This is a genomic window from Niallia sp. WK069_GA_01 (assembly GCF_983173855.1).
The window spans coordinates 1,372,727-1,392,196 of record NZ_OZ470138.1 but is presented as its reverse complement, the minus strand read 5'-3'; the positions used below and the strand labels follow the sequence as shown (position 1 = coordinate 1,392,196).

Sequence of the window (19,470 nt, the reverse complement as noted above, 5' to 3'; positions counted from 1 at the left end):
GTACTTTTCCACTTAAAAAAGGTAAAAATCCATCATTGCAACGATGGATTTTTACCTTCTTATCGTGAAGTTTACATAAAAATAAATCTTCTACAGTAACTTACTTATCAATTGTTTCAAATCTTTCTATTAGTAATGCAAGTGTTCTTGTCATCGCACCGGTTGCTCCTGCTTCGCCTAATTCCGAACTGCTCGTGGTTGTCGAAGTCCCTGCGATATCAAGATGCACCCATGGTGTTTCTTCTGCAAACTCCCCAACAAAAGCGCCGCCCATAATAGCATGGCCGTCTCTTCCAGGAGAGTTATTCAAATCAGCAATTGCACTGCTTCTGACTTTTTTCTTATGGCTTTCAAAAATCGGCAATCTCCACATTTGCTCTCCAGCTTCGTATGCAGCTTCTACTACTTGTTCAAAAAGCACTTCATTATTTGTCATCGCACCAGTTGTTTCCATTCCTAATGCAACAATGACGCCACCAGTTAATGTTGCCACATCAATTAAATAATTTGCTCCATGATGCTTTGCATATGTTACTGCATCAGCTAAAACTAACCTTCCTTCTGCATCTGTATTAAGCACCTCAATTGTTTTCCCACTCAATGAAGTAATCACATCATCTGGTTTAAACGCAGATCCGCTAATCATATTGTCCGTTGAAGGAATAACGGCAACAACATTTTGTTTCGGCTTTAATTCCCCGATAATTTCCATTGCGCCAAGAACTGCAGCAGCTCCTCCCATGTCTGTTTTCATCCCAACAATGCCAGCCTTTGTTTTAATGGAATAGCCGCCTGTATCAAAGGTTATGCCTTTACCTACCAATCCAATTACATCTTCCCAAGCTTCTTTTCCTTGGTATTTCAGAACAATCATTTTTGGAGGTTCAACAGACCCTTGATTTACTGCTAATAAGGCACCCATGCCAAGCTTTAACATATCTTCTTTTTCCAATATTTCTACTTCTAAAGAATATTTTTCAGCTAGATTTTTAGCGTATTCTGCCATATCCGCTGCTTTCAGCATATTTCCTGGTAAATTAACTAAGTCACGAGCGGAATTTGTACCTTTTCCATACGTATATCCAACATGTAAAGAAGCTTCCACTTCCTGTTGTTCTGCTTGACTGTATACCGTAATATTTTCTATTTTTTTCTCTGGTTCATTGGATTTTTGCTTGTAGCCAACAAACTCATAAGTTGCTAAAGCAAAAGCTTCGCTAAATGCATGTGAGACATCAAATGCATCCATTTTCTCCGTTACAAAAGAATCGAGATAAATAGATGTATCGGTCCATTTTTCTTTTTTAAATTCTTTAAATACGCCGCCAAAAATTTCTTTAACTTCATCAAAAGTTAATTCTTTTTCTCTTCCTAATCCTACAAAGATAATTCTTTTTGCTCCCACTTTTCCAAATGTATGTATTTTAGCCAACTTTTTTTTCTTAGCTGAGATATCTCCACTTTTCACTAAATTTGTTAATTCTCCTTGAAAAAGTTCATCCAGCTGTGCCAATTTCCCTTCAAATTTAATCGATTTATCAAAAAGACCAATAATAATACTTTCTTGTTGATTAGAAAATTCCCATTCTGATTTATAGTTAAACATATATACCTCCACCTTTCCCTATTATTATACCGAAATAAAATACTATTTCGTATAACTAATTATTTATTTAGGCTTTTTTCTAAATAATTATAGAAACAGAGTAATTAGCAGATGAACTGCTTCCAATTTCAAACAGCAATATATATAAGTGCACTAAAAAGCTCTATGAGACTTAACGGTTGAACATTGGAACGTTATATATTAATACGTGAGAAGCAAATGATAAACTAACGAAGAATTTCGCATGTCCTTTTTACCGGACTTTTGCACAACCTCTATAAATATTATTTTTTAATTCCCTTATTTTAATAGGTGTATTTAGTAGTTAAACATAGCTATATGGGTTATGTTATAATTAAGAAAGAACTCAAATCTAGGTTCTTTTCTTATCCACTGAAGCTTATTCACAAATTACTGCATAAGTATTTATCCCTTGTATTCATTAGATTATACTTTTGCTGTCTTTCATAAGTTTTTCTTGTTATCCATCATTCCCTAAATTTTTATGATTTATTATTATCTAAATTAGGGTAAAGTTAGATAGTACACTACTGTTTAAACGATAGAAACTTGAGGTGATTTAATTGGATTTATTTTTTAATTTTCCCCTGTTTGCCAGTTTAGCTGCCATTTTCTTTGCGCAATTTGTAAAAGTGCCAATTACATTTTTTATTACAAAAAAAATAGATTGGTCCTTGTTGACAAGCACAGGTGGCATGCCTAGCTCTCACTCAGCAGCTGTTACCGCCTTATCCACTGGTGTTGCGCTCGAAGCTGGTATTAATACTCCATTATTTGCTGTTGCTGCAATATTTGCAATTATAACGATGTTTGATGCAACTGGTGTAAGACGACAGGCTGGTGAACAAGCAATCGTATTAAATCAGTTAGTAACTGATTTCAATAAATTCATATCAGATGCAAAAGGATGGCAGAATAAACCTGAAAAGCAAAAAAGAAAAGAATTAAAGGAATTACTTGGTCATAAACCAATTGAAGTATTTTTTGGAGGGTTAACTGGAATAGGTCTTACGCTTATTCTTGATATGATCATTAATTAATAAAAAAGGGAGCCTATCACAACCGTTACTACGGATGGTTTGCTCCCTTTTTTCAAATGAGCGATTGATTGCATACGCTTTTCATTGTCTAGCTTCTGCTCCTAGCTCCTGTGAAAGAGAACATTTTTCTTCGGAGCTTTTCAGTCGCATACGCTTTTCTTTGTCTAGCTTCTGCTCCTAGCTCCTGTGAAAGAGAACATTTTTCTTCGGAGCTTTTCTTATTTACTTTCTGCTTTTGTGTATTGTTGGCGGAAAACTTGCATGGATTTTGCTTCATTTAAATTCTTTAATGTTTCTTCCGTTAATTTTCCATTGCCCTTATCAACTATGTATACATCTAATGTTTTTTTCCCCCATTTGCTATATACATCTGCAACCGTCTGATAATATAAATCTAGCTTGTTACCATTTATTGCCGAACCTGTATCCGCTACAACACCAAAGCCATAGCCAGGGATAAATAAAATTGTCCCAATTGGAAATACTTTCGGGTCTGCTGCAATCGTACTATACAAATCCCTTTTTACCTTTACACCGGAGTATGTAATTCCAAACTGGGGATCATTTGGATTTTTTCCTGTGGATTCATAGCCAGCTGTATATCCCGTCGCTACTACTGTCTTTTTTTGATATTGGGACCAATCCCTATTTTCTAATGATGGTGGCTCTCCTGCCACTTCCTTACTAGAAGAAATCTGCGTTTTTTCTGTAAGTACATGTTGTAAATTTTTTAAAGCAACACCAATTGTTTTTAGTTTATGATTAATATGTGATTCCTCTGTACGTTCTATTGTATCCTGATTATTAGCTTGAGAATAAGCACTTGCTTTTACCCCTGAAATAGATTGGAATGTTGTTAATAATGCTGCAACAAACAGCAGAACCATTCCTAGTCTTTTTAAAGATTTTTTTAAAAAATTCATTCCTTCACTCCTCTCCAAACTATTCATTTCCCATTTTCAATGAAACTATTCATAAATAAAGAAAAAGGAGGTCTTTTTACCTATTATTAGACGGCATATCAAAGAATATTGTTCCACGTTTTATTCTTCTATATTAGTAAACTTTCCTCTTTCTTCTAAAAGACATCTATAATCTGCAAGTACTAACACCTCTTTTTCACTAGAGGGAATAATATAAGCTTCTAATGGTGTTTTTTTTAAAAATTTGGCAAAAATAATAAACATTAGTCTTCACTTTCGTTAATGTTTAGACACCTAAGTTTTTAACATTTTCATGTTTTTAATACTGTGATATGATAGATTGTAATAAATACAATTTGTAGGGGGCTTATGGGAATTGAAAGAAGATCAAACAATTTATGATATAACCGTTATTGGAGGCGGACCTGTTGGCATGTTCACTGCTTTTTATGGTGGAATGAGACAAGCTACTGTAAAAGTAATTGAAAGTCTTCCTCAATTAGGTGGACAGCTTTCAGCTCTTTATCCTGAAAAATATATATATGACATTGCCGCATTTCCTAAAATTCGCGCACAAGAATTGGTGGATAATCTAAAAGAGCAAATGTCTAAATTTGAACAAAACATTGTTTTAGAACAAGCTGTTCAAACAGTGGAAAAACAAGGCGATGGTATCTTTAAACTAACAACGGATAAAGAAGTTCATTTTTCCAAGACCATCATCATTACAGCTGGAAACGGAGCTTTCCAACCTCGCAGGCTAGAATTAGAAGATGCAAAAAATTATGAAGGAAAAAATCTTCATTATTTTATCGATGATTTAAATCAGTTTGCAGGAAAAAAAGTTATTGTATTTGGCGGCGGTGATTCAGCAGTTGACTGGTCTCTAATGCTAGAACCAGTTGCAGATACTGTTTACTTGGCACATAGACGAGATAAATTCCGTGCACATGAGCATAGTGTTGAAAATTTAAAAAATTCAAAAGTAACGATTAAAACACCATTTGTTCCTACTGAAATCGTAGGAGATGAAAATGGCATAAAACAAGTTGTTTTAGAAAATGCATCCACTCAAGAAAAAGAAGTTGTCGATGTAGATGCGGTTATTGTAAACTACGGCTTTGTTTCTTCTTTAGGCCCAATTAAAACATGGGGATTAGATATTGAGAAAAACTCCATTGTTGTAAACAGCAAAATGGAAACGAATATCCCAGGAATTTATGCAGCTGGTGATATTTGCACATATGATGGGAAAGTAAAATTAATTGCCTCTGGATTTGGAGAAGCACCGACATCAGTTAATAACGCAAAAGCTTATTTAGATCCAAAAGCGCGTGTTCAACCGCTGCATAGCACATCAATGTTTAAATAATTTAGAAAAGCGCGGGGCGCCTTGAACAGCTCTGAAGAAAAATGTTCACATGACTCAAAAAGGGCTTTTTACTTTTAGAGGCATGGGGAAATACTCACTAGAGCTAGGCGCTGGAGCTAGATACTGGTCAGGCTTCAGAAAACTTATGCTTTCTTATCTCGAAATAAAGGATGAATCTAGAAAGAGTATTCTTTCTAGATTCATCCTTTGTCTTTTTATTTGAATGTAAAAGCCATTCAACAAATAGGTAAACGTCTTGACTTAAAAACGATTCTAGCTGGAAATGGCAGATCAATTTTTTCAACAGGCTCGCATGAAAAGTGGCCTCTCAAATAGTCCGCAGTCAGAATACACTTCGCTTTCCTGCGGGCGAGCGCCGAGCCTCCTCGTTGCACTGCGGGGTCTCATCTTTCTCGCATTCCCGCGGGAGTCTTCGTATATTCTGACTGCTCTCTACTATAAATATTGGAACCACCCTGCTTTTTTAATATTCCATATTATAATTTTTGTTTGCATAAGTGTCCTACCAATTCAAAAAATGAATACTTTTTCGTTTTAAATATTTTCAGAAGAAGAACCTTAGAATTCACTGGTCATATACAGCTTCCCATTTCTTCATTAAATCCATAATTCCGATATATTTTGATTTCTGTGGTTCTGTATTACACTAATACACTAAATAGACACTTCAAAGCATGCTTTAATAATGTACTTAGACTTCCCCTTGCAATAGACATCCTGACAATCTGTGAGCTTGTTTAATTTATGAGCTAACATACTTTTACCGCCGCTTATAAATTCAGTTTTTATGGTGAAAGATAAAGAACTTGGATAGTTTCCAAGTTCTTTATCTTTTGTTATTTAGTTAGCACTCTTCCGGTGTACCAGCATTTGAAGCTGTCTTAAAGGAAGAACCACAACCACATGAAGCAATCGCATTTGGATTGTCGATGGTGAATCCTCCGCCCATCATTGATTGTTTATAATCGACTTTTGTCCCTTTTAGTATAGCTGTATCGTTTTGATCCACAATCAACTGAATGCCATGCTGTTCGGAGACGATATCATTTTTTTCCTTTTCTGCTGCGAATCCCATTCCATAAGATAAACCGCTGCATCCTCCACCTCTGACAGCAACTCTTAAATAAGTAGCCTCTTCTTCACTTTCTTTCATCATTTCCTTTACTTGAAGAGCCGCAGCTTCTGTAAGAATCACAATTTCTTCTGTCATTTCACTATTCCTCCCTACCTTTGTTACCTATAGTATATACTTCGAATTATATCTACTCAACTGAATCGAATTTGGAAAATATTTTCCGACTTACTTATTTAGATTTTTTTAAGCCTTGTTAGTTTATACGCACAACTTTTTTCATATATTTTCAACAAAATAGGTATAAACACATATATTTATTGTATAATGAATACACAAAACAATGAACCATATTACCTAATTATAGAAGGTGAACATATGAACTCCGTCAAACCTCTTTATGATAAAAAATGTACATGTCCATTATGCAATACTTCCTTTACTACAAAAAAAATTCGTACACGTTTTATTAAAATGACTAATTTAGATACAGATTTTTTTCCAACATATGCGGATCATAATCCCCTTCTCTATTATATAAATGTTTGTCCAGACTGTGGCTATTCCTTTCATGATGAAACATCTGCAAACTTGTCATTAAACGAAAAAATGCTTTTGATTGAGAAAGTTTGCAATCGCTGGACGCCTCGTTCATTCGGAGGAAACCGCTCAGTAAGAGATGCAATGATTAGTTATAAACTGGCAGCATATTGCGCTCTTTTAAGAAAAGAAAAACATATCATCGTTGCTGGGCTTTATATTCGCTTAGCTTGGCTTTATCGTTCAATAAAAGAGAACGAACAGGAAATTCGCTTTATGAACCTGGCACTGCAGGAGTACGAAGCTTCTTATCTGACAGCAGACTTCTTAGGGACAAAAGTTTCCGAATTAAAAACATTATATTTAATTGGTGAATTATCAAGAAGAACAGTCAAAATGAATCAAGCAACCAAGTACTTTTCAAAAGTGATTGAAAAGCAAAGCAGAACAAACGAGACTAATATTATTGAATTAGCAAAAGAAAGCTGGCATAAAATAAGAGAAGTTCAAAGTATTTAAAAAAGAAGCAACAAATAGAATTCTATTGCTGCTTCTTTTTTACTGTTTTAAAATAAAATTTTAGCCAATAAATTACCACACTTTATAACAGATGTATGACTCCTTAAACATTCGAATCTTCTTCTATGAACTGATACACATTTTTGACAAGCTCTTCAGCAGTTTCTCCTGTAACAACTTCCCCATTTACTAATGCAAACAAACTTTCTCCACATTGTCCACATAAGCCTAAACAGCCATAATCTAAAACATCTAATTGCTCATCGTTTTCCAGTACCTCTTTAGCAGCTTCTGAACCAGAAGATAGGTTGCTTAGGCAAAACTCTACAATCGGCTTAAACAAGTTTTTCACCTCAAACTTGAAGTTAGAACAGTGTCTAGCTCCAATGCTTTCTAAATTTTTATGCATTTAAAACTTATAGTATCTTTTTTCATTTTAATAATCAAGAATAAAGAGCATCTTAAGTATAATATACTGTTAAGAATCCACTTTTTCCATTTAAATATCCTCACCTAAATACATTACTACCTACTTCTTAATATAAAAGGAGAAATAATATGAAAAATCTCGTGATTCTTGGATGCGGATATGGAGGAATGAAAATCCTTTCAAGCATCATTCCTAATTTGCCATACAATTTGCTTGTCACTATAATTGATAAGTCTCCTGACCATTGTTTAAAAACAGAATATTATGCTTTAGCTGCTGGAACTGTTTCAGATGAACATATTCGCATTCCATTTCCAACACATCCACAAGTTTTGTTAGTAAACGAAGAAGTTCTTTCCCTTGATTTAGACAAAAACCTTATTTTATTAAAAAACAAAGATAGCATTCACTACGATGATTTAATAATCGGTCTTGGGTGTGAGGATAATTACCATCATATAAAAGGAGCAGATACATATACACAAAGCATTCAAACGATAGAAAAAGCAATACAAACCTATAACTGCATACGTGAATTACCATTACATTCACGAGTTGCCATTATTGGCGCTGGACTCAGCGGGGTAGAACTTGCTGCTGAATTAAATGAAAGTCGGCCAGATTTAAGCGTTTCCTTATTTGATCGAGGAAAAACAATACTATCCTCCTATTCCATTCGTGTCAGTAATTATGTGACAAAATGGTTCGAATCACGTGGAGTACAGATTATTCACAGCAGTAACATTACTGCGATTGAAAAAAATACAGTATATAACCATGGGGAAGCTAACAATTTTGATTGTATTGTGTGGACAGCAGGTGTCAAACCAAATAAAGTAGTGCAGGATTTACAAGTTGCAAAAGATAAAAAAGGTCGAATTCTTTTAACAAAGCATCATCATTTAGCGAATAACGAACATATTTTTGTTGTGGGAGACTGTGCCAGTTTATCTGAACCTTCAAGTGCTCAACTTGCTGAAGGACAGGCTGAACAGATTGCACTCATACTAAATGCTCGCTGGAAAGGAGAGAAACCACCTGAGAAACTGCCAGCGATTAAAGTAAAAGGCGTTTTAGGATCACTTGGAAAAAAGCATGGATTTGGATTAGTTGCCAACAAACCTTTAACAGGAAGAGTTCCAAGATTGATAAAACTAGGTGTTCTTTGGAAAGATAAAACAAAAAAGAGACAATTCTTTAAATAAAAAAAATCTAACCTTCAAGTGGGGACGTTTCTCAAGGTACTCTTATGCGTCCCCCACTGTTTTCCAGTTATCTACTTACATATCCATATCGTTCAAATTCTGCATATATCTTTTTTAATCGTGGGTTTCCTTCCCCCACTATTTCTCCTTCAATGACTACTACTGGATAAAATAGTTCTTCCTCTATTATTTTTTTGCAAAATTCATCTTTTTTTTCATCTGAATGTGACTGGAAAATATCATAATATTGAATCACGAATTTCTGATCAGGAAATTTCCGGCCAATTGCTGCTTGCAGCCATTCATATGTATCTTTTGAAGAAGGCAAATTAACACAGCTTGCACAAATTTGGTCTGCACCATATATACTAACCTCTACTTCTTTTTTCACTATACTTCTCCCCTTTAGTCCTCAAACTCTTTTCATTTGCTTATCAATTGTTGTTTAAATTGCAGGTGCTGCTCCTACCTTTGAATGTTTATTATTTAATTCAATGGATAAACTTTTAGAGAAAAATTCTTTTCATTTTGGTCTTTATTTCTTTACAACAAACACCGAATAGTTATTACTAAAACTTTGCAGTTATAATTCCTCTTCATGTATTAGCATAACTTGGTTTAGAGCAATTAGAAAAGAATTTGATTAATCTTTTTGGGTGTTTTTTTTGCAAACATTATTCCTTATAAATAGGGGCAAGATTCTCGTTTCAGGAGTCTCGCACCTTACACTCCAATCAAGCCGTTTTAATTCATTAGTTGCTGTCGTTGAACTGGTGAAAACATCCATCTTATAAAAATAGACTAAAAGTGCACATTTTGGGAGAACAACGTTGAATAATAAACATAAAAAATCAACGCTACTAGTGTTTAGTCATCATACCTTGTAATGAAATTCGAAGACAAGAACGTATTCTAAAACAAGTTGCTTGTAACGGAGGGTGCGAAGACTCCTGCGGGAAATGTGGGAAGGCTAAAGACCCCGCAAGGCAACGCCGATGAGGCTCAGAGCTCCCACCCCGCGGAAAGCGAAGCAACCCGTAGTGGAAAGCAACCCCATAAGAAAAGCGCAAGCGCCTTGTTTAGCCCTGAAGAAAAATGTTCTCCAGACTCAAAAAGTGTTTTTTACTTTTAGAGGCTGGAGGCAATACTCACTGGGGCTAGGCGCTGACCGGCTAAATACGCCACGTCCTTATGTCTTGGCCGGCACTTGTACATCCTGTACGGCGAAGCTAGACAGCCTTCACATTTCAAAAAGTATATACTTTTTCACCTTTTAAAAACATGCCTCTCAATTTATAGTTCTTAACCGAATTTTATCAAAATTTGCAAACGAATTTGAAGGTGCGAAGTTTGAGTTATTATACTATCCAATTATTGTTTATTGTTTTTCGAATTTCTAGAATAGATTTTTTGTCTTATTGTGATTATAATAAATAATAGGAAAGGAGTCGATATGTATGACTAGTGTAGAAATGAAAGAACAAGTACAGGAAGTATTAGATAAATTACGTCCCTTCCTATTAAGAGATGGTGGAGACTGCGAATTAGTAGATGTGGAAGATGGCATCGTAAAATTACGTTTACTAGGGGCTTGCGGCAGCTGTCCAAGTTCAACTATCACTTTAAAAGCAGGTATTGAACGAGCATTATTAGAAGAAGTACCTGGAGTTGTAGAAGTAGAACAAGTATTTTAAGTAGGATATTTTCCTAATAAAGAAGGCACCTAAAAGGAATCAGATCGAAATGGCATCTTTATTCTAGCAATGCTGGAGCGAAAGGGATACATTAAAATCTAATTTTTTTAGGTACCTTCTTTTTCGTTATTCTCTATGTTATATTCGTGCGTGTTCAAAAACGAGGATAAAAGCACCAGGTATTATTTATTCCCCAAAAAATCTGCACAACGCTGCATTTTTTTATAAAAAAATGACTTCCACGTTTGTTTCTGCGGAAGTCATCATTATAGAAAAACGTAGGCAATCCATTTCAACTGTTCACATAAAAAATATCTCTCGAGAGAACAATGAACGTTACAACTCTTATTTTTCTACATTTGAGAAAATATTTTTTGTCACTTTGCTACCCGTGAAATCAACCTTCAAAGGCTGATATTCCATATTTGGAAGAAGTTCTTTAAGACCGTTTACAACAGCAGAAGTTTGTCCATTTCTGATAAAGCATAATACAGTTGGGCCAGCCCCGCTTAATGTTACCCCATATGCACCTAAGGAAAGCGCATGATCTTCAATTATTTGCAAATGTGGAACTAAGCCTTTCCGGTATGGTTGATGATATTTGTCTTTTATCATCATTTTTCCCGCTAGTTCATGGTTTCCTGATAATAATGCGGCTATTAATAAATTGGAAACAGCACCTGCTGCAACTGCTTCAGAGAAGGATAATGTATCTGGCAAAACACTTCTAGATGATTTTGTTAGCAACTCTTCAGTTGGAACAACGGCAAGCAGCTCTAAATCAATAGAATGAATCACCTCTACATCTACATCATCCTCTAATTGACAACCGATTATTAATCCTCCAAAAATACTTGCACCTACATTATCAGGATGTCCTTCCATATTGGATGCAATGTGAAATTTTTCATTTTTAGAAAGTTTTAATTCACATAAAGAATCTGCCAGCTCAATTCCAGCAACAATTGCTGAGGCACTTGAACCAAGCCCTCTAGCTAAAGGAATATCACTGGAAACTTTTATTTTGCAAGTCGGCAGCTTTTTATGATATTTTGCTGCAACCTGAGCTGCGGTTTGTACAATAAAATTTGTTTCGTCCTTTGGAAATTGTTCAAGTTCTTTTGACAAAGGAATGATTTCCCATTTGTCAGCAGGAGAAACTTCAAGTGTTAAGTACAAATCAAGTGCTAGTCCAATACTATCAAAGCCTGGTCCTAAATTAGCAGAACTCGCAGGCACCTTTATTTGCAGCATATCACTTTCGTTCATATATGAACTACTCCTTTAATATGTTCAGCTACCGCTTTTTCATCATTAGGAAGCAGCACTGGTTTAATCGGACTCACATCAATAGCAGTATTCGGATCTTTTAAACCATTCCCTGTTAAAACAGCGACTATTTTACTTCCTTTTGGGATTTTTCCGTTTTGAATATGCTTGTATAAACCAGCAATAGATGCACAAGATCCTGGCTCTGCAAAAACACCTTCCGTTGCAGCTATTTTCCGGTAAGCTGCTACGATTTCTTCATCTGTTACTTCATCGATGTAACCATTTGACTCTTCTTGTGCTTGTACCGCTAATTTCCAGCTTGCAGGATTTCCAATTCGAATAGCTGTTGCAATTGTTTCCGGATTTTCAAAAACTCTATTATGCACAATTGCTGCTGCTCCTGCTGCTTCAAATCCATGAATTTTAGGGAGACCTGTTTGTTTTGCTTCATGATATTCTTTAAACCCTTTCCAATAAGCGCTGATATTACCGGCATTACCAACTGGAATAGCTAAAATGTCTGGTGCACTTCCAAGCTGATCACATACCTCAAAGGCCGCTGTCTTTTGGCCTTCTAAACGATATGGATTAACAGAATTCACTAGTGCAACAGGTTCTGTTTCACTAATCTTACGCACCATTTGCAATGCTTGATCAAAGTTTCCTTCGATAGAAATAATTTCAGCGCCATACATTACTGCCTGTGCCAATTTCCCCATCGCAATTTTCCCTTCTGGAATAACAACAATACAATTCATTCCAGCACGAGTTGCATATGCTGCTGCTGCTGCAGAGGTATTACCAGTTGAAGCACAAATAACAGTAGAATTTCCTTCTTCCTTTGCTTTGGCTACTGCCATTACCATTCCTCTATCTTTAAAAGATCCTGTAGGGTTTGTTCCTTCTGTTTTCACATAAAGTTCTACTCCCCACTCTTCGGATAATTTGTCTAATTTAATTAAAGGTGTATTTCCTTCATTTAACGTTAGCATTGGTGTTGATTCATTAATAGGTAAAAATTCTTTATATTCCTCTAAAAGACCTTTCCATCTCATTACTTTGTTCCTCCTTCTACACGATACGAGCTTTTTACTGTTAGAACAGATTGTAAATCTCTTAATTGAAGCAAAATATTATCATAGTTTAATAAGGATGCATCATGAGTCACTAATACAACTTCTGCTAAACCTTTTTCTTTAACAGGCAACTGCAAGATTTTCTCAAAACTCACACCATTCTCAGAGAAAATAGATGTAATTTCGGCAAACACACCAACTTCATCTTTTACCTGTAAACGAAGGAAGTATTTTGAAAATATTTCGTCTGCACTTTTTAATTTTTTCTTATATTGCGGTGCTACAGCTCCTTTGCCGTTTACACCAAGTCTCATGTTCTTAAGTACATTTACTACATCAGAAACAACAGCTGTGGCTGTTGGCAGGCTTCCTGCACCCGGCCCGTAAAACATGGTTTCTCCTACTGCTTCGCCATAAACATATACTGCATTAAACTCATCATTAACAGCAGCAAGTGGATGGCTGTCAATAAGAAAAGTAGGCTGTACACTAACTGCAACTTTTCCTTCATGACGTTGTGCAATTCCAATTAGTTTCATTGTATACCCAAGTTGTTTTCCATACTGAATATCTTCTTCTGTTACTTTCGAAATTCCTTCTACTTTAACGTCATTAAGGCCAATATTCATAGAAAATCCTAATGTCGCAAGAATAGTCATTTTGCGGGCAGCATCTAACCCTTCCACATCTGATGTAGGATCACTTTCTGCGTATCCCAAATCTTGTGCTTCTTTTAAAACCTCATCATATGCGCTGCCTTGTTTGCTCATTTTCGTTAGAATAAAATTTGTTGTACCGTTTACAATTCCCATCATTTTCGTAATATGATCAGATGCTAATCCATCTACCAGCCCTCTTATAATAGGAATTCCCCCAGCAACACTCGCTTCATAAAATAAATCACAATTATTTTTGCTGGCAAGCTGTAATAACCTAGCTCCATATACGGCCATTAAATCCTTATTTGCTGTTACGACATGCTTCTTATTATTTAATGCTTGAATCAAGCATTTATATGTTTCTTCTACGCCGCCCATTACTTCTATAATTACATCTATATCAGGATCGTTTAATATTTCATTTACATCGGTTGTTAAGATTTCTTGTGAGATATCTCTTTCTTTATTTACATTTTTCACAAGTATTTTTTTCACTTCTACGGGACAGCCAACTTGATGCATAATCTTATCTTGATGATTTTCAATGATTTTGACAACACCAGATCCAACTGTTCCTAGTCCTAGTAATCCAATTGAGATTGTTTCCATCTGTTTTCCCCCTAAAGATGTTCTCTATAAACGAACAACTGTCTATCTATAGTAGACATTATAGTGTTAGTTTACTTATTTTACAAGGGGTGATTTATATATTCTTTACTTTTACCCCTTGTTTTCCTGAATAGTATGATTTTTCACAATCAAAGGTTTCTACAGTACCTTGCTGCTTGTTTTTTCATTATAAAGGAATAGCAGTTGAATTCAACCATCATTTTCTTATTAATATGATTTTTCCGTGAATTATTTTTCTATTTCGTGTGAAGGAAGCTTTATGTTGCATTTTCTCTCATCCACTCTAAATGAATAAAGAAAAAATAATTTAATTAGAAAGCCAATCAATGGATGGAATATTCATTTTTTTTACTGGCACTTCCACATTTTCAAAAAAATGATGTAAAAATTGTTCGGATTCTTTTGATTGGTTTAAATATTTTTTCATACGATCTTCTAAAAACAAGCGGTCTGCTTCATGAGAAGAAGAATAATAGTTCTCAATACATTCTACATAATGAATAGGAAACATTAATCTAGAGTAAACTAATCGCCATGCGAATGAACTTAGTGGCATCACACTCTGATAGTCTGCAAAAAATTTCTTCATATCCCGATGATAGGTTTTTATATTTTGAAAGTACCTTTCTCTTGACCACTCTGCCAAGTCTCTTCCGCAATGATCAAACACCCAGTCGAATGGATTTTTGATATAATAATCGCCCATCCAAGTTTCTTTCCTAAAACGATTATGACATATAGTACCACTATCTACTGAGTCTGGTTCATCATCTAGTTCTGTATCCACCAAATATTGTATCGCATTCTCTGCCAAACCTAAATAGTAGGGAAAGGATTCAAGAAACATCCGATCGAATTCACTTTCCGGCTGCTTGTAAAGCATACTGTTCCAAAAACCCTCTATTTGATCCACACGCTTTTCCCACAATCCTTTCCATTGTCCAATACGGCTTATTTTTTCAACATTAAATGGAACAGTTCTTCCTCGATAGTGGAATTTCCCAAGCTTTCTACCAAGTTGCTTTGAGCTGAAACTGCTTATATTATCGTTAACCAGCACACAAAAAGCCTGCTCTTCAACTTCTATTCGTGTATCTCCTTCTTTTGAAGGTAAAAATACAGCTATTTGATGATCCCCGTTATGGACCAAATGCTCCGTTAATTGTTCTAATTCTGCTAATTCGTCCTCTCCTTTATTAGCTATTGGAATTAACGTATATAATTTTCCTTTATCCAAACATGCCTCATAATTGCCAATTCGAGTTTCTTCTTTTATATCTATTCCATATTTACTGAATAAAATATGTCGAATCATATTCTCCCTCCTAATTGATTCCGCTTATCCCATTCTTCACTGAAAGTAAGACCCCTACTAATGGAAGGTTCACTTATAGAGGTTTTTCAAAAAGTCCGGTAAAAATGACACATCGAATTTCTTCGTTGGTTTGCTTCTCCGCTTCTCACGTATTAACTAGAGGTTCTTCCACTAAAAACGCTCACGTCCTGGGAGCAACGTGGAAGTCATCACATCCTGTGAAAGGGTGATGCTCAGGAGCAAACCGCCTCGAACTTCTCGGTCCTTTTTATCCTCCTTTTTGAACACGCACTTATAAAGTATATGAAGAGATTAAAAAAAATAGTTTTTTTCTTCTATCTTCAAGGAGAATTTTAAAATAACAATTAATGTAAGCTATATTGGAACTTTCCTTTGGAAAGAATAAAAAAATAGCACTTATTATTTTTATGCATAAAATAATAAGCACTGCGTATATATAGTGCTTACAATAGAGGAAAAGGTGAAGCGTATGACATTTAGGGATATCACAGAACAAACAGCAAGAAATTGGTTAAAAAATCGAGGCGTAGAAACTCAGGATATCGCTGATCTTGTTTACATCTTACAGGAAAAATATCATCAAAATTTAAAAATGTCCGATTGCTTAGCTAATGTTGAGCGTGTTCTTTCCAAAAGAGAAGTACAAAATGCTATTCTAACTGGTATTCAACTAGATATGCTTGCCGAAAAAAATTTACTGGAAGCACCACTGCAATCCATTGTAGAAAGTGATGAAAGCTTATATGGGGTGGATGAGGTATTAGCGTTTTCCATTGTAAATGTTTATGGTTCCATTGGTTTTACTAATTATGGATACGTAGATAAACTAAAACCTGGCATCTTAAAAAGATTAAATGATAAATCAACTGGTGAATGTCATACCTTTTTAGATGATATCGTCGGCGCCATTGCAGCAGCTGCATCAAGCAGACTGGCACATCGAACAAAAGGAGAGGAATAAACGATATCTCCTACTATACTATATAGAATAGAAGGAGAATAAAGCATCATCCGAGGCCACTGAAAAAGTGAATGCTAGGAAATTTATAAAATGTGACAATCAAGCAGTCCGGGAGTTCTCAATCAGGTTTCCAAGACTTATCGCACACTTTGTCGTTACACTCCTGCTCTTTCTCGCCTGTCTCGCTAATCTAAAACAGGAGTCGTATACGTTATGTGTCGGCTTCAAGCTCCTCAGAGCCCTTTCATCCAAACTAATTCATGCATTTCACTTATCATTCTTCTATAAAACACCTTTTCAGTGGCTTCACATCAACATGCTGTAAATTATTTGTGATTCCCCTTTTATTTAGGCGGATTTTTTATTTGATTAATTCCCAATCCTTTAAACTATCAACAGTAAAAGTAGGTTTTTGTTCAATTAATGCTAATTGCTCTTTCGTTGTTACACCTGTATGTACCAATATGGTATCAATATTAGCACGAATTCCTGCTAATATATCTGTATGATAATTATCGCCAACCATTGCTACTTCTTCTTTTGCCACTCCAAGAATTTTAATTGCTTGATCAACAATAATGGAAGCTGGTTTCCCAATTACAAGTGGTTCTGTTTGTGTTGAGACAGTAATAACAGAAGATAATGCACCATTTCCAGGAAGAAGACCTCTTTCAGTCGGCAGTGCTGTATCCCCATTTGTAATAATATAAGAAGCGCCATTGCGCACCGCTAGACAGGCAACCGTTAATTTTTCATAATTTATTTGCTGATCCATTCCTACTACAACATAATCTACCTTAGCCTTTCCATCTGATAAGAGTAAGTTTTGACCACTTAATGCATCTTCTAATCCTTGTTCTCCAATCATAAATACGTTTGCCTTTGCTTTTTCCGTGCTAATATAATTGGCAGCTGCCATCGCAGAGGTGAATACATCTTCTTTTTTTGCTGGTATGTGAAATTCTCTTAACTTTTGTGCCACCTGCTCCGGTGTTTTAGTAGAATTATTTGTAACATATAAATAAGGTATATTTTCTGCTGTTAGTCTTTTTACAAACTCAGCAGCTTCCTGAATCACTTCTGTTCCTCTATACATCGTTCCATCTAAATCAATTAAATACCCTTTATACTTTTTCATAATGATAACGTAACTCCTTTTATGTATTTGAAACATGTTGACCTTGGACAATGTTAATTTTTAAAGGCAGTAACTGGTCCTAGTTCATGAATTAAGTAATTTTCTATTGCTGTTTTAAATTCTCTTAAAGAGGATATTTTTTCAAAAAAAGCACGATAAAGTTCTACGTGTTCTATATGTGTGTAATCATGAACTAATTTTTTTCTGAACAATAAAAGTGTTTTTAAATCATGACCAATATTATCAGCATACACCTTTTCATCCGTTAAGATATCAATAATATCTTCATAACTGCCTGGATCCCTCATGATAAACCCATCTATCATCCCATTGCCTATATCCAAAATTAATTCGAGTATTCTATGGGTAATTCTTTCTAATGCCGCCTTTTCTATGAGAGTTTCCCATGTTGATTGTTTCTCCAGTAGTTCTACATTCGTTTGCAAATAGTGTAATTGCAAACCGATTTTGTTCCGATCAACAAAATACATGCTGCATGCTCCCTTTCTCTACTAAAGAGTCTATAGGCCATTACTTAAACTAGCCGGTCTTGCATAAAAGTAACCTTGTGCAAGATCTACCTTATTACGCGAAAGAACAGATGCCTCTTCAGCACTTTCAATTCCTTCTGCAACTACAATACTGCCAACTTCCTTTGCAATCAATAAAAGACCTTTTAGCATAGATTCCTTTACTGAATTTTTATCAATATTTTGAATAACAGAACGATCAATTTTTATAATATCCGGCATAATTTCACTAATAGAATTTAAGCTTGCATACCCAGCCCCTGTATCATCTACTGCAATCCGAAACCCCAATGTTCGAAGGAGTTTTAAATTAGAAATAAAATACTCCAATCCTTCAATAGCGTCTCTTTCTGTTACTTCAATAATAATTTTATTTGGAGCAATATCTTTATATTTACTCATTAATCTTTTTAAATCTTGTACAAATCGAGGATTGCCGATTGTCAGCGGTGTAAAATTGATAAATATATCTTGCTGCCATATGGCTAATGTTATTTGTTCTAACGTTTTTTCCAGTACAATCATTTCTAAATCGTATAAAAACCTCGTTTGCCTGGCAACAGAAAATAGATTTAATGGACTTTCTAATGAAGTTCCTGTTGGTCCTCTTGTCAACATTTCACAAGCTCGTACCTCATTTGTTTCTACATCCATGATTGGCTGTGCTAATAAGCGTATATCCTTGTTTTCAACAATCTTGCTTACTGCATAGACCAATTCATTAAATTCAGATTCTTTTCGTTTCATTGCCATTGTTAATGCTTGTTGATGTGCTTTATAAATGGATTCATGGATAGAAATATATTTTTTCTCCATAAACATATATCCTGTATTAAAGATTAACTGCACTCCAGGATGTAGATTCATCATATCTGCTTGAACACTATGTAAGACTAATTTAATGATTGCTTCGATTTCCGATACGTACTCTGAATTATGGTCGATTCGCAAAAACAGTGTCACACCATCTTGATAATAATCATGTAAGAAGATAATATTGTCTGCATGCTCGCTTTTTTTTATTACTTTTTTAAAGACTGCTTTTGCTTCCTTTATATATTGTTGATAAGAATCAGGTTCTAATTGCTGATGGATTTCATGGATATTTTCTACATTATAAACAATGACAGCCACTTCATATCCATTTCTAATAGCCTTATGGATCCCTTGCTTAATTGGGTCTCTTAAAACAAATTTTGGCGGATAGTACTTTAAGGAAGCTGTAGGAAAAAAAACTTTCCCCCATTTCAACAATCCATTTACTTTTTTGAAATAATAATTTTCCATAGCTCCATTCCTCTCAGCAAGTCGACATCACAGTAGGTTATTATATTTGTACATGCTGTTATTTTCCTTTAAGCTGCCTAAAAATGTTTCATTTATCTTTTCTCATCTTGATGCAATTGTTCATATAAAGACTCATAC

19 protein-coding genes are annotated in these 19,470 nt (G+C 35.1%); 6 read left to right on the top strand and 13 right to left on the bottom strand.

The genetic code is table 11. The annotated features are described in order from the left end of the window. Nucleotides 1–100: 100 nt before the first annotated feature. Entirely contained in the window at nt 101–1,606 is a 1,506-nt protein-coding gene (locus tag AC5LWL_RS06580; protein WP_493433578.1) for a leucyl aminopeptidase, read from the bottom strand. 584 nt (nt 1,607–2,190) lie between these two features. On the opposite strand from AC5LWL_RS06580, the gene AC5LWL_RS06575 reads away from it, so the two are divergent. Continuing rightward, nucleotides 2,191–2,667 carry a divergent PAP2 family protein gene (locus tag AC5LWL_RS06575; protein ID WP_493433577.1) on the top strand — a complete coding sequence of 159 codons (477 nt, stop codon included), beginning with the start codon at nt 2,191–2,193 and terminating at the stop codon, nt 2,665–2,667. 218 nt (nt 2,668–2,885) lie between these two features. Here the strand turns inward: AC5LWL_RS06575 and spsC are convergent, their stop codons facing one another. Beyond that, nucleotides 2,886–3,590: a stationary phase survival protein SpsC gene (gene spsC, locus AC5LWL_RS06570; RefSeq protein ID WP_493433576.1), complete on the bottom strand. Its 705-nt coding sequence runs from the start codon at nt 3,588–3,590 to the stop codon at nt 2,886–2,888. Between the two features lie 120 nt (nt 3,591–3,710). Then, nucleotides 3,711–3,854, bottom strand: coding sequence for a hypothetical protein (locus tag AC5LWL_RS06565; RefSeq protein ID WP_493433575.1), 144 nt, complete (start codon nt 3,852–3,854; stop codon nt 3,711–3,713). Between the two features lie 112 nt (nt 3,855–3,966). Here AC5LWL_RS06565 and AC5LWL_RS06560 point away from each other — a divergent pair, with 112 nt between their 5' ends. Continuing rightward, entirely contained in the window at nt 3,967–4,962 is a 996-nt protein-coding gene (locus AC5LWL_RS06560) for an NAD(P)/FAD-dependent oxidoreductase (protein ID WP_493433574.1), read from the top strand. 865 nt (nt 4,963–5,827) lie between these two features. Here AC5LWL_RS06560 and AC5LWL_RS06555 read toward each other — a convergent pair. Beyond that, entirely contained in the window at nt 5,828–6,193 is a 366-nt protein-coding gene (locus AC5LWL_RS06555) for a HesB/IscA family protein (protein ID WP_493433573.1), read from the bottom strand. A 240-nt stretch (nt 6,194–6,433) separates the two neighbouring features. On the opposite strand from AC5LWL_RS06555, the gene AC5LWL_RS06550 reads away from it, so the two are divergent. Beyond that, entirely contained in the window at nt 6,434–7,114 is a 681-nt protein-coding gene (locus AC5LWL_RS06550) for a DUF2225 domain-containing protein (protein WP_493433572.1), read from the top strand. A gap of 103 nt (nt 7,115–7,217) precedes the next feature. On the opposite strand, the gene AC5LWL_RS06545 is transcribed toward AC5LWL_RS06550, so the two are convergent. Then, on the bottom strand, nt 7,218–7,457 hold the full coding sequence (locus AC5LWL_RS06545) for a YuzB family protein (protein WP_493433571.1): 240 nt from the start codon (nt 7,455–7,457) through the stop codon (nt 7,218–7,220). A gap of 215 nt (nt 7,458–7,672) precedes the next feature. Between AC5LWL_RS06545 and AC5LWL_RS06540 the strand changes: the two genes are divergently transcribed. After that, entirely contained in the window at nt 7,673–8,749 is a 1,077-nt protein-coding gene (locus tag AC5LWL_RS06540; protein WP_493433570.1) for an NAD(P)/FAD-dependent oxidoreductase, read from the top strand. Between the two features lie 67 nt (nt 8,750–8,816). On the opposite strand, the gene AC5LWL_RS06535 is transcribed toward AC5LWL_RS06540, so the two are convergent. Beyond that, nucleotides 8,817–9,143, bottom strand: coding sequence for a YuzD family protein (locus AC5LWL_RS06535; RefSeq protein WP_493436557.1), 327 nt, complete (start codon nt 9,141–9,143; stop codon nt 8,817–8,819). A gap of 1,063 nt (nt 9,144–10,206) precedes the next feature. Here AC5LWL_RS06535 and AC5LWL_RS06530 point away from each other — a divergent pair. Then, entirely contained in the window at nt 10,207–10,443 is a 237-nt protein-coding gene (locus AC5LWL_RS06530) for a NifU family protein (protein WP_493433569.1), read from the top strand. Nucleotides 10,444–10,788: 345 nt separating this feature from the next. Here the strand turns inward: AC5LWL_RS06530 and thrB are convergent, their stop codons facing one another. From thrB to yutH, 4 genes are all read right to left on the bottom strand, one after another. Beyond that, nucleotides 10,789–11,712, bottom strand: coding sequence for a homoserine kinase (gene thrB / locus AC5LWL_RS06525; protein ID WP_493433568.1), 924 nt, complete (start codon nt 11,710–11,712; stop codon nt 10,789–10,791). Then, nucleotides 11,709–12,770 (bottom strand): threonine synthase, encoded by a 1,062-nt coding sequence (thrC, locus tag AC5LWL_RS06520; RefSeq protein ID WP_493433567.1) that lies wholly within the window; start codon nt 12,768–12,770, stop codon nt 11,709–11,711. The genes thrB and thrC overlap by 4 nt, the downstream gene beginning before the upstream one ends. Beyond that, a complete protein-coding gene (locus tag AC5LWL_RS06515; RefSeq protein WP_493433566.1) occupies nt 12,770–14,059 on the bottom strand; it encodes a homoserine dehydrogenase in 1,290 nt (429 codons plus the stop codon). The genes thrC and AC5LWL_RS06515 overlap by 1 nt, the downstream gene beginning before the upstream one ends. A gap of 328 nt (nt 14,060–14,387) precedes the next feature. Further along, the gene (gene yutH, locus AC5LWL_RS06510) at nt 14,388–15,395 is read right to left on the bottom strand and encodes a spore coat putative kinase YutH (protein WP_493433565.1); all 1,008 of its coding nucleotides are present in this window, start codon (nt 15,393–15,395) and stop codon (nt 14,388–14,390) included. A 490-nt stretch (nt 15,396–15,885) separates the two neighbouring features. Between yutH and AC5LWL_RS06505 the strand changes: the two genes are divergently transcribed. Continuing rightward, complete coding sequence (locus tag AC5LWL_RS06505) at nt 15,886–16,377, top strand: phosphatidylglycerophosphatase A family protein (RefSeq protein WP_493433564.1); 492 nt, start codon at nt 15,886–15,888, stop codon at nt 16,375–16,377. 361 nt (nt 16,378–16,738) lie between these two features. Here AC5LWL_RS06505 and AC5LWL_RS06500 read toward each other — a convergent pair whose 3' ends face one another. From AC5LWL_RS06500 to AC5LWL_RS06490, 3 genes are read right to left on the bottom strand one after another with little or no spacing between them, the layout of a single operon-like run. Beyond that, complete coding sequence (locus tag AC5LWL_RS06500; protein WP_493433563.1) at nt 16,739–17,515, bottom strand: TIGR01457 family HAD-type hydrolase; 777 nt, start codon at nt 17,513–17,515, stop codon at nt 16,739–16,741. A gap of 53 nt (nt 17,516–17,568) precedes the next feature. Further along, nucleotides 17,569–18,006 (bottom strand): DUF86 domain-containing protein, encoded by a 438-nt coding sequence (locus AC5LWL_RS06495; protein WP_493433562.1) that lies wholly within the window; start codon nt 18,004–18,006, stop codon nt 17,569–17,571. A gap of 30 nt (nt 18,007–18,036) precedes the next feature. Beyond that, nucleotides 18,037–19,332, bottom strand: coding sequence for an EAL domain-containing protein (locus tag AC5LWL_RS06490; RefSeq protein WP_493433561.1), 1,296 nt, complete (start codon nt 19,330–19,332; stop codon nt 18,037–18,039). Between the last annotated feature and the right edge of the window lie 138 nt (nt 19,333–19,470).

Bases quoted from the DNA above. Each gene is read 5' to 3' on its own strand.
- AC5LWL_RS06495 (WP_493433562.1), bottom strand. From the start codon at position 18,006: ATGTATTTTGTTGATCGGAACAAAATCGGTTTGCAATTACACTATTTG.
- AC5LWL_RS06555 (WP_493433573.1), bottom strand. From the start codon at position 6,193: ATGACAGAAGAAATTGTGATTCTTACAGAAGCTGCGGCTCTTCAAGTA.
- AC5LWL_RS06580 (WP_493433578.1), bottom strand. From the start codon at position 1,606: ATGTTTAACTATAAATCAGAATGGGAATTTTCTAATCAACAAGAAAGT.
- AC5LWL_RS06505 (WP_493433564.1), top strand. From the start codon at position 15,886: ATGACATTTAGGGATATCACAGAACAAACAGCAAGAAATTGGTTAAAA.
- thrB (WP_493433568.1), bottom strand. From the start codon at position 11,712: ATGAACGAAAGTGATATGCTGCAAATAAAGGTGCCTGCGAGTTCTGCT.
- AC5LWL_RS06515 (WP_493433566.1), bottom strand. From the start codon at position 14,059: ATGGAAACAATCTCAATTGGATTACTAGGACTAGGAACAGTTGGATCT.
- yutH (WP_493433565.1), bottom strand. From the start codon at position 15,395: ATGATTCGACATATTTTATTCAGTAAATATGGAATAGATATAAAAGAA.
- AC5LWL_RS06490 (WP_493433561.1), bottom strand. From the start codon at position 19,332: ATGGAAAATTATTATTTCAAAAAAGTAAATGGATTGTTGAAATGGGGG.
- thrC (WP_493433567.1), bottom strand. From the start codon at position 12,770: ATGAGATGGAAAGGTCTTTTAGAGGAATATAAAGAATTTTTACCTATT.
- AC5LWL_RS06565 (WP_493433575.1), bottom strand. From the start codon at position 3,854: ATGTTTATTATTTTTGCCAAATTTTTAAAAAAAACACCATTAGAAGCT.
- spsC (WP_493433576.1), bottom strand. From the start codon at position 3,590: ATGAATTTTTTAAAAAAATCTTTAAAAAGACTAGGAATGGTTCTGCTG.
- AC5LWL_RS06530 (WP_493433569.1), top strand. From the start codon at position 10,207: ATGACTAGTGTAGAAATGAAAGAACAAGTACAGGAAGTATTAGATAAA.
- AC5LWL_RS06500 (WP_493433563.1), bottom strand. From the start codon at position 17,515: ATGAAAAAGTATAAAGGGTATTTAATTGATTTAGATGGAACGATGTAT.
- AC5LWL_RS06550 (WP_493433572.1), top strand. From the start codon at position 6,434: ATGAACTCCGTCAAACCTCTTTATGATAAAAAATGTACATGTCCATTA.
- AC5LWL_RS06540 (WP_493433570.1), top strand. From the start codon at position 7,673: ATGAAAAATCTCGTGATTCTTGGATGCGGATATGGAGGAATGAAAATC.